The organism is Veillonella sp. 6_1_27, assembly GCF_000163735.1.
GTDB lineage: Bacteria > Bacillota > Negativicutes > Veillonellales > Veillonellaceae > Veillonella > Veillonella parvula_A.
Window position 1 is genome coordinate 185,827 of the sequence record NZ_GG770215.1, and the last position, 12,428, is coordinate 198,254.

Below are 12,428 nucleotides of genomic sequence, written 5' to 3' on the forward strand. Positions count from 1 at the left end.
ATAACAAACGAAATATTATTTTTTGATTAAATAGGAAAAGGGCATAAAAAAACAGTCTCAACGGATATCCGAGAGACTGTCTTGCTTGCTTTTAAAATTATAAAGCGTTTACTTTAGCTGCAAGGTTAGATTTTTTGCGAGCTGCAGTGTTTTTATGAAGTACACCTTTGGAGGCTGCTTTATCAATTACGCTAGTAGCATGAACAAGTGCTTGTTTTGCTTCTTCTACTGCGCCTGCTTGAACAGCTTCAACGGTTTTACGAGCTGCTGTACGAATTTGAGATTTTACAGCGGCGTTTTTCGCACGACGTTCAGCATCCGTTTTTACGCTTCTAATACTGGATTTAATGTTTGGCAATTGAGTCACCTCCTTAAAAATCGTTTCTTATACCTGAATGATTATATCATACCAAATATTGATACGCAAGGACTTTTCAGCCCAATATTTTCTTTAATGACATGATTTGTAAAACATTTTCTACTGTTTATTAACGAAAGCATATATGTGGTTTTTAAAATCAAATTATTTACTTATTTTATAGTGAAACAATATATTAATTTTTATTTATAAAAGTTAAAAGGGTCCTTATGTTATAATGAAGAATAGAATTAAGTGAGGTGTCTTATGAAAAAATTAATGATTATAGATGGCAGCAGTTTATTATTTCGTGCATTTTTTGCATTACCACCGTTGAAATCCGCTTTGGGAACACCAACGAATGCAGTATATGGCTTCTTAACAATGCTCATTAAATTGTATGAAGAAATCAATCCTGACTATATTGCCGTAGCTTTTGATAAAGGGCGTCAAACATTCCGTACTGAAATGTACAGCGAATACAAAGGAAATCGTCCAGATGCACCTGAGGATTTGCGTCCACAATTTAGTTTAATTCAAGATGTATTAAAAGCATTGGGCATTTGTGTCATCGAAGAAGAAGGATTTGAAGGGGATGATATTCTCGGATCCTTGAGTAAAAAGTTTGGAGCCCCTGATATGGCTGTTCAAATTATTACAGGAGACCGCGATAATTTACAGCTTGTAACAGAACATAGCCATGTGTTCTTAACTAAAAAAGGTATTTCTGATATGTTAGAGGTTACTCTAGATAATATGGAAGAACTTTATGGCTATGGTCCTGATAAGGTTATCGAAATGAAGGCTCTTATGGGTGACTCTTCCGATAATATTCCAGGTGTACCAGGCGTAGGTGAGAAAACAGCGCTTAAATTAATTACCGAATACGGCAATCTTGAATCTGTATATGATCATATTGAAGATATTTCTGGTAAGAAATTAAAAGAGCGCCTTGTAGAGAATAAAGAGTTAGCCTTCTTGTCTCGTGAGTTGGCTACAATAAAAACAGACATGGAGTTATCATATGAAGTAGAAGATTTTGTACAAAACTTTCATGCCTCTGAAGTACAACCGTTATTTGAAACTTTAGGTTTTACTAAATTAACACCTCGCATTGCACAAGTAATGGGGTGTGAGGAAGTAGCTCTTGGTGATCCAGGTTCTTTATTTGCACAACAAGAAGAGATTTCTTTAGATGATTTAGCGGATGCTAAATCATTAACCGCTGATTTTTATAAAGATAAAACGGTAGCAGTACATGTTATATTAGATGGTAAAACTCCATTTAGAACGGTAACGAATGCTTATCTATCTAATGGAGATACTATTGTAAAAACAGACGATACTAAAGCTGTTTTAGCTGTATTACAAGGTGCCAAAGCCATCGTTACAACTCAAACCAAGGAGATTATTGAAGCCTTTGGTGCAGATGTGCCAGCTGAGATTTCTTTATTTAATGCTGATAAAACTGCTCGTGTTCACGATATGTCGCTCATTGCGTATTTATTAGATCCTACGCGTACTAATTATGGTTATTTATACCTAACTGAGCGCTTTTCTGTACCTAGCATTGCTAACGGTAGTGTAGACGTAGAATGCGTGTCCATGGTGAAAGCATTACTCGCTATGAATGAAGTTGCTTGTGAGTCTGCGCGCCGTGAAGAGTTATGGTCTTTATATGAGACAATTGAGTTACCTTTGATTCATACCTTAGTTGTGATGGAGAAAAATGGTATCTATATCGATACAGAGAAGTTGGCGGAAACAACGGCTCGCTTTAAAGAGGAGCTAACTCAAGTACAAGAAGAGATTTATGAACTTGCTGGAGAAACGTTTAATATTAATTCACCAAAGCAACTGGGTGTAATTTTGTTTGAAAAGATGAAATTGCCAATCATCAAGAAAACTAAGACAGGCTATTCTACAGACGCTGAAGTGCTAGATATGCTTCGTCATGAAAGCCCGATTGTTGAAAAAATCTTGGCATACCGTTCTGTTGCTAAATTGGTATCTACCTATTGTGAAGGATTGGCAGTTCTTATCAATGATAAGACACATCGTATTCATACAACTTTCAATCAAATGGTTACGGCTACAGGTCGTTTGAGCTCATCCGATCCGAACTTGCAAAATATTCCGGTTCGCACCGAAAAAGGCCGTGAAATTCGCGCTTTATTCTATCCAGGTACTGGATATGATACATTGGTGAGTGCCGATTACTCTCAAATTGAGTTACGCATCTTAGCTCATTTGTCTGGCGACGAAGCATTGATTAAAGCCTTTGTGGAAGGTAAGGATATTCACCGATTTACGGCGGCAGAGGTGCTTGGTAAATCTCAAGATGAGGTAACTAGCGAAGAACGTTCCCATGCGAAGGCTATTAACTTCGGTATTATCTACGGTATTTCTGACTTTGGTTTATCTCGTGACCTTGGTATTACACGGGGTGAAGCTAAAAACTATATTGATCTTTATTTTAGCCGTTACCCTAAGGTTAAAGAGTATATGGATCGAATGGTTCAAGAGGCTCATGAAACTGGCAAAGTTCGCACTATGTTTGGTCGTCAACGTGAGTTACCTGATATCAATAGTCGTAACTTTAACCGTCGTTCCTTTGCTGAGCGGACCGCAATGAATACGCCAATTCAAGGTACCGCCGCAGACATCATTAAGTTAGCTATGAATCAAGTGGAGCAAAAGTTAGAAGAACAAAACTTTACGTCTCGACTCTTATTACAAGTGCATGACGAACTAGTACTTGAAGTGGTGAACTCTGAATTAGAAGCTATAGAAGAGTTACTACGTAGTACAATGCAGTCTGTTGTAGAGTTACAAGTGCCTCTTATTGTAGACGTACACCATGCAGAAAACTGGGCATTAGTAAAGTAATATGTATTTATAATTAATAGAAGGTATATATGTTTAAAATTGGCTTAACTGGTGGCATCGCATCGGGCAAAAGTACAGTTCTTACATATTTTAAGGATAAAGGTATACCATATATCGATGCTGATATTGTGGCTCGTGAAGTTGTTGAGCCTGGTACAAAGGGTTTAGAAGCAGTTGTAGATGCATTTGGAACCGATGTATTGCGCGATGATGGGACATTAAACCGAGAAGCATTAGGAGCTATTGTCTTTCATAATGCAAAAAAGCGCCAACAATTGAATGGTTGTTTAAAGGAGCATATTCAAAATCGAATTATGGAACTTACAGCTCATTATGAGGAGCTACATACACCAGTTTTACTATATGATATCCCTTTACTTATCGAGGGAGAATGGTATACCATGATGGACGAGGTGTGGCTCGTATATGTGAATGAGTCGACTCAAATTGAGCGCTTAATGAGCCGCAATGGATTGACTGAGGAGGAGGCATTGGCTCGTATTAATAGTCAAATGTGTCTTGAGGATAAACGGTCTTACGCGGATGTAATTATTGACAATAATGGTACACCTTTAAATTTAAGGGAACAATTAGATAACATTTGGGATGAGCGCATCGAATCAGTTTTATAAGAACCTCAATGATAGTCATTTTATGTGTCAAAATTGGTATATAAAAATTACTATTAAATGGTATAATAAGCCCATAAAACTTCGTATAATATTAACCTAGTATTTTGTTATATTTTATATCTTGGTGACTATGTATAGTTTCTATATAGAAAGGGGGATATATGAAACGTGCAACGGCAACAGCACTATCTTGTGTCGTACTAGGATGGTTTTATTTTACATATCTAGATGACCATTTGGCGCGTCAGATTGCGTATCCCTTTAACTATAAAGAGGAAGTTATAGCTGCAGCTGAGAAAGAGCAGGTACCTCCATCTTTGGTAGCTAGTGTTATCTTAGCAGAAAGCAAGTATAAAAACACAGCGGAGTCTGAAACGGGGGCTCTTGGATTGATGCAACTCATGCCAGATACGGCTCGTTGGGTGGCACAGCAAGTGGGGCATGGTAACTATACAGATCGTCAACTTAAAGAGCCTACTATAAATATTGAGTTAGGTACATGGTATTTAGGTCACTTGTTAAAGGAATTTAATGGTGATCAGGTGTTAGCATTAGCTGCTTACAATGCTGGTCGTGGTCATGTGGAATCGTGGCTTCGTGAAAATAACTGGAATGGAATGGTCGATACGATTCCGTTCCCTGAGACCCGTAGCTATGTAAAGGCGGTCTTACAGTATCAAGAAAGATATGAGGCGTTATATGGAAACAATTATTGAAGCTTGTAAAGCCTTAGACTATTCTTGGTTACCTCAAACTGTTGACGGCTTTACGTTAGTTACATCTACTGAAAGTGACTATACAATATTAGCTAATCGTATTAGTGCTGGTGAAGACGTATTAAAGGTGCCTATTTTCCACTATCAAAATGAATTGGGGTGGCGTTGGTCTGCCTTATATGATAAAGAGGTAGAGGACTATACAGTACATATAGAAATGCCACTATTTTCCTTTGTGGACATTTCTTTTGTGCGAGCCGATTTAGAGTCTTTTTGGACAGGGCTACAAGAACGATGTGTAAAAGGGTTAACCAATATGTTAATAGAACCTGCTAATAATTTTACTTTTACTTATCGTCGCCGAGGGATTCCTGAATGGGACTTCTCACAAGTTATGCCTGAGGAGTTAGAAGGTTTTGTACGCGATATTGATCCAGCCCATGCGATTCGCATGATTAATGGGTCTTTTATCATCGGCGAATACCACAAGATGGATGAGTGTACAGGCTTACTATTGTATTATAATGAATTGCGTGATGAATACTTTGCGGAACTTCGCTATAAAAGCTATCCAGAAATCGACCATCATTTAGATGCAAAAAATCTAGATGATTTAGCAGTGCTATTGCGTGAGCATTTAGGTGCTATACTAAAAGGCTTGAATGAGCGCATTGATTAAAGTTTGGATAGATTTAACTATGCTATTTTTTGTCATTTTTTGTTTTTATAGAATGACTTATGTGGGATTGGTTTCTTTAATACCCATTCAAAAGCGTAGAATTTGTATATACACAGCAAATGTGATATACTATATATGACTTTTATATAATCTTTTAAAAGAGTGGGCTTATGTCCACTCTTTCATTTATGATTAGCTCAATTTTAGAGTATTTAGAATCAAGAGATATATACAAGATGTAGTAAGTAAGGAGGCGATGGCTATGAAAAGAGAAGCAGTGGAGGAGTTTGTATCCTCTGTAGTTGAAGGTATTATAGCCGGCACCGATATGGAACTCGTCGATGTAGACTATGTACGTGAACGGGATTGGTATTTACGTGTCTACCTTGATAAACCAGGTGGTGTAGATTTGGATGACTGTCAGTTGGTGAGCGAAAAATTAAGTGCTGTCCTCGACGAAAAGGATCCAATTACGGAAAATTATTTATTGGAGGTATCTTCTCCTGGCCTTGATCGAGTTCTAAAGAAAGATAAGGATTTAGTTCGGTATAATGGACGTGATGTAGATATTCAGTTGTTTAAGCCTGTTAATGGCAGTAAACAATTTACTGGTGCATTACAAGGTTTTACGGACACATCTATCGACTTTACTATTAATGGTGAAAGCATAACATTTGAACGTTCTGCTATTGCACAAATTCGATTACATCTTGATTTTTAATATATGGAGGCATACGAGTGAGTCAAGAATTAATTCAAGCGGTAATGGTGCTTACAAAACAAAAAGGTTTTGCTCCTGAGGTTATTTTTGAATCCTTAGAGGCTGCATTACTGCAAGCATATCGCAAAGAACCAACATCTAATCCAGATGCGTACGTTGTGATTGACCGCGAAACAGGTGTTTATAAAGTAATGGCCAAAAAACAAGTTGTGGAAACTGTTGAATTGCCTGAAACAGAAATTAGCTTGTTGGATGCTCGCAAAAAAGATAAGCGTTTTGAGATTGGTGATGTAGTAGAAGTCGATGTAACTCCTGCTAACTTTGGTCGTAGTGCTGCCCATACTGCAAAACAAATGCTTATTCAACGTTTGAAAGAGGCTGAGCGCAGTGTAGTATATGAGGAATACTACAGTCGTGAAGGTGATATCATCACTGGTGTTATTACACGTGTCGAAGGTAAAAATGTGTTTATCGACCTTGGTAAAACAGAAGCAATTTTACCTCCAACAGAGCAAATTGCTACTGAAACATACCGTGAAGGGGATCGTATTAAATGCTATATCGTAGAGGTTAAGAAAACTACGAAAGGCCCTCAAATTATGATTTCTCGTACACATCCAGGTCTATTAAAACGTCTATTTGAATTAGAGGTTCCAGAAATCTTTGAAGGCGTAGTAGAGCTTAAGTCTGTAGCTCGTGAACCGGGGATGCGTTCTAAAATCGCCGTATATAGTCGTGATGAAAATATTGATCCTGTAGGTGCTTGCGTAGGTCCTAAAGGGCAACGTGTACAACATATTGTTGATGAATTACACGATGAAAAAATAGACATTGTTAAATGGGATGAAGATCCAGCAATTTATATTGCTAACTCCTTAAGCCCTGCGAAGGTTGTATCGGTAGATGTAAGCGAAGAAGAAAAAGCTTCTTATGTAGTAGTACCTGATTATCAATTATCTTTAGCTATTGGTAAGGCTGGTCAAAATGCTCGTTTAGCTGCTAAGTTGACTAACTGGAAAATCGATATTAAAAGCGAAACTCAAGCTGCTGAAGAACCTTTCACAGGTTTTGGCAATGCTGAGGATGGTGAATAGTCATGAAACCAAAATCCCAACCTATGCGTACATGTGTAGGCTGTGGTGAACCTAAGTCAAAACGAGAGTTGATTCGTGTAGCCTTGAGTCCAGATGGTAAAATCAGCATTGATCGTAGCGGTAAAGCACCTGGTCGTGGAGCTTATTTATGTGAGTCTATGTCGTGTTTTGAGCAGGCCTATAAGGCAAAACGATTAGAACGGTCATTAAAACATAGTGTATCTAAAGAGATATACGAAGCGTTACAACGTGATTTACAAGAGAATGAGTAATCACTGATATACATGAATGAAGATAAAATTTTGAATCTCTTAGGTCTAGCACAACGAGCAGGACAAGTTATTTCTGGTGACTTCATTGTAGAAAAAGCTATAAAAAGAAAGGAACCAAAGTTAGTACTTCTCGCTGGTGACTGTGCAGCGAACAATGAAAAAAAATATACTCAATTAGCAGAAACCCATCACATTCCACTTCATAGTATTGCCAATAAAGAGGCTTTAGGAACGGCCATTGGTAAGGAAGTTAGGGTAGTAGTTGCCATACTAGATGATGGCTTTGCAAAGGCATTACTTAAAGAGATTGATCGATAATAAGGGGGTATGTAGATGTCCAAAAAGCGCGTTCATGAAATCGCCAAAGAGTTCGGCGTAGAAAGTAAGCAGGTCATTTCTATCTTGCAACAAAATAATATCAATGTTACGAAAGCAGTTAATTCTGTAGATGATTCAGGTTATGAAATTGTAAAAAAACAATTAGGTAAAAAATCTGAAGCTCCTAAAGTAGCACAAAAAATAGAAAAAAAGGTAGAACAAAAGTCTGCTCCTGCAGCTCATAAACAAGAAGTTGCGTCACATAAACAACATCCAAATCGTTCTAACGAACAGAAAAAAGATAAACATAAACAATCTGGTCAAAAACAAGACGATCAATCTAAACAAAAGGACCATAAAAAAGGCAATGTACGTCATGTACAAATCTCTGAGCCTACACGCAAATCCGATGGTAACCAACATGGTGGAGACCGCGCTAACAATCGCCCTAATAATACCCGCAATAATGATAACCGTAATAACGTTCGTTCTAATGATGCGCGTAATAATGATAATCGCAACAACGATAATCGTAATAGCGACAACCGCAATAACGATAACCGCAATTCTAATAATGATCGCCGTAACAAGAAAAATAAAAAAGGTGGCAATAACCGCCCTCAATCCTTGTTATCTACATCTATGCAAAAAAAGAAGAATCGCGTAAAACATCGTAACGAGCAGTACTTACAGCAAAAAGCAGAAGCTGAACGTAAAGCTGAAGCAGCAATTGCTACAGAAATTGAATTGAGCGGTCCTTTAACTGTTAAAGAATTAGCTGAAAAAATGGGTCGTGAAGTATCTGAAATCATCAAAAAATTGATGCTTTTAGGTGTTATGGCCAGCATTAACCAAGAGGTTGATGTAGATACAGCTACTATTGTAGCTGAAGAGTTCGGTGTAACTGTAACTGAAGTAGAACCAGAAGAAGATCCTACAGATGTTATCGAAATTGAAGATGCACCAGAAACGTTAAAACCACGTCCTCCTGTAGTAACTATTATGGGTCATGTTGACCATGGTAAAACATCCTTGTTGGACGTAATTCGTCAAACTAATGTAACAGCTGGCGAAGCTGGTGGTATCACTCAACATATCGGTGCGTACCAAGTTCGCTACAAGGATAATAAAATCACATTCCTTGACACACCTGGTCATGAAGCGTTTACTGCTATGCGTTTACGTGGTGCAAAATCTACAGATATCGCAGTTCTCGTAGTAGCTGCTGACGATGGAGTAATGCCACAAACTATCGAGGCCATTAACCATGCGAAGTCTGCAGATGTACCTATTATTGTAGCTATCAACAAAATGGATAAACCAGGTGCTAACCCAGACCATGTTAAACAACAATTGTCTGAACATGGACTTTTACCAGAAGAATGGGGCGGCGATGTCATCATGGTCCCAGTATCTGCTAAACAAAAGCAAGGTATTGATGACTTACTTGAAAATATCTTGCTCGTAGCAGAGGTTATGGAATTGAAAGCGAACCCTAACCGTAAGGCATATGGCGTAGTTATCGAGGCTCAACTTGATAAAGGTCGTGGTGCTGTATGTACTGTCTTGGTACAAAAAGGTTCTCTTCGTGTAGGTGATACAGTACTTGCTGGTACTGCATACGGTAAAGTACGTGCCATGACTAATGAGCGCGGTGAAAAAGTAAAAGTTGCTCGTCCGTCTATGCCGGTAGAAATTTTGGGCTTCTCCGAAGTTCCACAAGCCGGTGAAATTATAAATGGTATGGATGACAACGAAGCACGTGCAATTGCTGAAAAACGTATTGCTAAACAACGGGTTCAAGAATTGCAAGCTACACATAAAGTTACATTAGATGATATTTTCAACCAAATTCAACAAGGCGAGTTGAAGGATCTTAATATTATCATCAAAGCCGATGTTCAAGGTTCTGTAGAAGCATTGCGTCAATCTTTAGAAGGTATTAAAAACCCTGAGGTTCGTATTGTTATTGTTCATGCTGCAGTAGGTGCTATTAATGAATCGGATATCATGTTGGCATCTGCATCTAATGCAATTGTAATGGGCTTTAATGTACGCCCTGATGCTAATGTTCGACGTGCAGCGGAACAAGAAAAGGTTGACTTGCGTACATATCGTGTAATTTATGATGCTATCAATGACGTTGAATCTGCTATGCGTGGTATGTTGGCGCCTCAATTTAAAGAGGTTGTCGTAGGTCGTGCAGAAGTGCGTCAGGTTATTTCCACACCAAAGGCTATTGTAGCTGGCTCTTATGTAACAGAAGGTCGTATTACTAACGACTCTGAAGTTCGTTTAATTCGTGACGGCATCGTTGTATTTGAAGGTAAGGTTGATTCTTTACGTCGATTTAAAGATGAAGTTAAGGAAGTTAAAACATCCTTTGAATGTGGTATCTCCTTAGAAGGATACCGCGACATCAAGGAAGGCGATGTTATTGAAGCTTACTTGATGGAAGAAATTGCACCTCAATTATAGGAGGTTTATATGAGTGATGTTCGTGTCAGAAAATTACAAGAATTTATCAAACAAGAGGTAAGTCAAATGTTGATGCGCGGATTGAAAGATCCGCGTATCGGCTTCACTACTATTACCGATGTTCATGTAACAGGTGATTTACGTGAAGCTACGATTTATGTCTCCTTGTTTGGTTCCGATAAGGAAAAAGAAGATACCCTTATCGCATTAAAGCATGCAGCAGGTCATATTCGTACAGAGCTTGGCAAAGTACTTAAATTACGCCATATTCCTTCTATCACATTTGATAAGGATACGTCTTTAGACTATAGCATGCATATTGAATCCCTTTTGAATGAAATCAAAAAGGATGAAGAAACAAATTAACAAAAAGGATACAGAACATGAGTAAGATTACTATTAATCAATTACATATGGCTCTGTGTGAAGCTAATTCTATTATGCTAACCGTCCATATTAGACCTGATGGTGATGCTATTGGGTCCATGGTAGCCTTTTACGAAGCCCTTGTAGGACAAGGTAAAACTGTATATATGGTAGTGGATGATGTAGTTCCTGAGAAGTACACATTCTTACGATATACGGACCACATTCATGATGTAGCGTATTTTGAAACTAATCCAGTTGATATTGATATGCTTATGGTTTTGGATGCTAGCACGTATGAGCGAATTGGCAAAGTAGGTGCACTTTGGAGTGCACCTATTTTTAATATAGATCACCATATTTCTAATACAGAATTCGCGGACCATCTATATTTAAAGCCTGACTTTGCTGCTACTGGTGAAATTGTTACCGACTTATGTACAAAATGGAATTGGCCTATCACTGAATCTATGGGTACTGCATTATATATGGCGATTGCTACAGATTGTGGTTTCTTTAAATTTAGCAATACTACAGCAAATACTCTTGAGATGGCTGCCAAATGTGTAGCTGCAGGGGCTAGACCAAATGTTATTTCTGAAACCATAGAAGCCGTATCTGCCAGTCGTTTAGAATTAACAAAACAAGTTATGCAAACTATCGAGTTTTACAAGAATGATACGATTGCTACCATCGAGTTGAATCGTGAGGCTATGACTATTCTTGGCGATGATACAGATGGTTTTGTAGATATTATTAGAAATGTTGATACTGTAGACGTGGCAATTTTATTAAAAGCAGAAGCTGATGATATAACACGTGTAAGTTTACGTTCCAAAGGTATTGATGTGAACGTTGTAGCAAGCCATTTTGGTGGTGGTGGTCATATTCGTGCTGCAGGTTGCACTATTAATCTACCATTAGAAGAGGCAAAACAAGCTCTCATTGAGGTAATTTAATAATGGATGGGATATTACCATTTTTAAAACCACCTGGCATTACAAGCCATGATGCCGTTGCTATTTGTCGTCGTATTCTAAAGGAAAAGCGCATTGGTCATAGCGGTACATTGGATCCTATGGCTTATGGTGTATTGCCTGTGTTTCTTGGTAAGGCTACGCGCCTTATAGAATACACGGATGAATTTGATAAAACCTATGTAGCAGAATGTAAATTGGGTACTTTTACAGATACTGAAGATAGCTCAGGACAACCTGTATTGCCAGATAATGATATGCTATTGCGAGATGGTATTGTATTGAATCGAGCTATTCAATCTACAGAAATCTCGACAACGATGGTTAAACCAGGCTTTGAAGAATTGGTTAGTATTTTGAGAAAATTTGCTGGCGTTCAGGAGCAAAGGCCGTCTAAGTATTCTGCCATTAAAGTAAATGGTATTCGAGCTTATGAATATGCTCGTAAAGGTATTCCTGTAGAGCTACCATTACGTCAAATTCATATTAAAAATATTGAGCTCATTGCTTATGGATTCCCTTTTTTCACGGTTCGTGTGACATGCTCAGGGGGGACTTATATTCGCTCGTTATTACGCGATATTTGTATTGCTTTAGGTATTCCTGGCGCTATGACTTCTTTGGCACGTACTCAAGTAGGCCCTTTTGATATCGGCTCTGCTAAGATGGCCGAAGAATTGATGCTACATGGTGAAAGTCTGTTGTTGCCAACAGATACGGCTGTTTCTCATCTTTCAAAAGTAACTGTAAATAGTGTACAATTAAGAATGATGATAGAAGGCAAGCAGTTACCGATTGGTAAAGAATTTGCTTTCACAGAAATAGGTCAGCTCTATAGAGCTTATGGACCGAATGGTTTTATTGGTATTATGAAACGAAACAACCACACATTAAAAGTGGAAAAAAATATTTTTATTGAAGGATAAGT

Annotated in this window: 13 protein-coding genes; 12 read left to right on the forward strand and 1 reads right to left on the reverse strand. The window is 38.1% G+C overall.

The window, feature by feature from the left end; genetic code table 11:
- Positions 1 to 97 precede the first annotated feature (97 nt).
- Complete coding sequence (gene rpsT, locus HMPREF0874_RS00835) at positions 98 to 358, reverse strand: 30S ribosomal protein S20 (protein WP_004692998.1); 261 nt, start codon at positions 356 to 358, stop codon at positions 98 to 100.
- Positions 359 to 625: 267 nt separating this feature from the next.
- Between rpsT and polA the strand changes: the two genes are divergently transcribed.
- The 12 genes from polA (at position 626) to HMPREF0874_RS00895 (ending at position 12,426) form a co-directional block, all read left to right on the forward strand.
- Complete coding sequence (polA, locus tag HMPREF0874_RS00840; protein WP_039964909.1) at positions 626 to 3,247, forward strand: DNA polymerase I; 2,622 nt, start codon at positions 626 to 628, stop codon at positions 3,245 to 3,247.
- Between the two features lie 29 nt (positions 3,248 to 3,276).
- Positions 3,277 to 3,879 carry a dephospho-CoA kinase gene (gene coaE, locus HMPREF0874_RS00845; protein WP_004693000.1) on the forward strand — a complete coding sequence of 201 codons (603 nt, stop codon included), beginning with the start codon at positions 3,277 to 3,279 and terminating at the stop codon, positions 3,877 to 3,879.
- Between the two features lie 161 nt (positions 3,880 to 4,040).
- On the forward strand, positions 4,041 to 4,595 hold the full coding sequence (locus tag HMPREF0874_RS00850; RefSeq protein WP_004693001.1) for a lytic transglycosylase domain-containing protein: 555 nt from the start codon (positions 4,041 to 4,043) through the stop codon (positions 4,593 to 4,595).
- The gene (locus HMPREF0874_RS00855) at positions 4,579 to 5,274 is read left to right on the forward strand and encodes a hypothetical protein (RefSeq protein ID WP_004693002.1); all 696 of its coding nucleotides are present in this window, start codon (positions 4,579 to 4,581) and stop codon (positions 5,272 to 5,274) included. Before HMPREF0874_RS00850 ends, HMPREF0874_RS00855 begins: the two co-directional genes overlap by 17 nt.
- Positions 5,275 to 5,536: 262 nt before the next feature.
- Positions 5,537 to 5,995 carry a ribosome maturation factor RimP gene (gene rimP, locus HMPREF0874_RS00860; RefSeq protein ID WP_004693003.1) on the forward strand — a complete coding sequence of 153 codons (459 nt, stop codon included), beginning with the start codon at positions 5,537 to 5,539 and terminating at the stop codon, positions 5,993 to 5,995.
- A 17-nt stretch (positions 5,996 to 6,012) separates the two neighbouring features.
- Entirely contained in the window at positions 6,013 to 7,089 is a 1,077-nt protein-coding gene (gene nusA, locus HMPREF0874_RS00865; RefSeq protein WP_004693004.1) for a transcription termination factor NusA, read from the forward strand.
- A gap of 2 nt (positions 7,090 to 7,091) precedes the next feature.
- Positions 7,092 to 7,361, forward strand: coding sequence for an RNase P modulator RnpM (rnpM, locus tag HMPREF0874_RS00870; protein WP_039964912.1), 270 nt, complete (start codon positions 7,092 to 7,094; stop codon positions 7,359 to 7,361).
- A gap of 12 nt (positions 7,362 to 7,373) precedes the next feature.
- Entirely contained in the window at positions 7,374 to 7,679 is a 306-nt protein-coding gene (locus HMPREF0874_RS00875; protein ID WP_039964914.1) for a ribosomal L7Ae/L30e/S12e/Gadd45 family protein, read from the forward strand.
- 15 nt (positions 7,680 to 7,694) lie between these two features.
- Positions 7,695 to 10,157, forward strand: coding sequence for a translation initiation factor IF-2 (gene infB, locus HMPREF0874_RS00880; RefSeq protein WP_008600769.1), 2,463 nt, complete (start codon positions 7,695 to 7,697; stop codon positions 10,155 to 10,157).
- A gap of 9 nt (positions 10,158 to 10,166) precedes the next feature.
- On the forward strand, positions 10,167 to 10,523 hold the full coding sequence (rbfA, locus tag HMPREF0874_RS00885) for a 30S ribosome-binding factor RbfA (RefSeq protein ID WP_008600771.1): 357 nt from the start codon (positions 10,167 to 10,169) through the stop codon (positions 10,521 to 10,523).
- Positions 10,524 to 10,540: 17 nt separating this feature from the next.
- Positions 10,541 to 11,482 (forward strand): bifunctional oligoribonuclease/PAP phosphatase NrnA, encoded by a 942-nt coding sequence (locus HMPREF0874_RS00890; protein WP_004693013.1) that lies wholly within the window; start codon positions 10,541 to 10,543, stop codon positions 11,480 to 11,482.
- Between the two features lie 2 nt (positions 11,483 to 11,484).
- Positions 11,485 to 12,426, forward strand: a complete 942-nt coding sequence (locus tag HMPREF0874_RS00895) for a tRNA pseudouridine(55) synthase TruB (protein ID WP_008600773.1) — start codon at positions 11,485 to 11,487, stop codon at positions 12,424 to 12,426.
- The last annotated feature ends 2 nt before the right edge of the window (positions 12,427 to 12,428 follow it).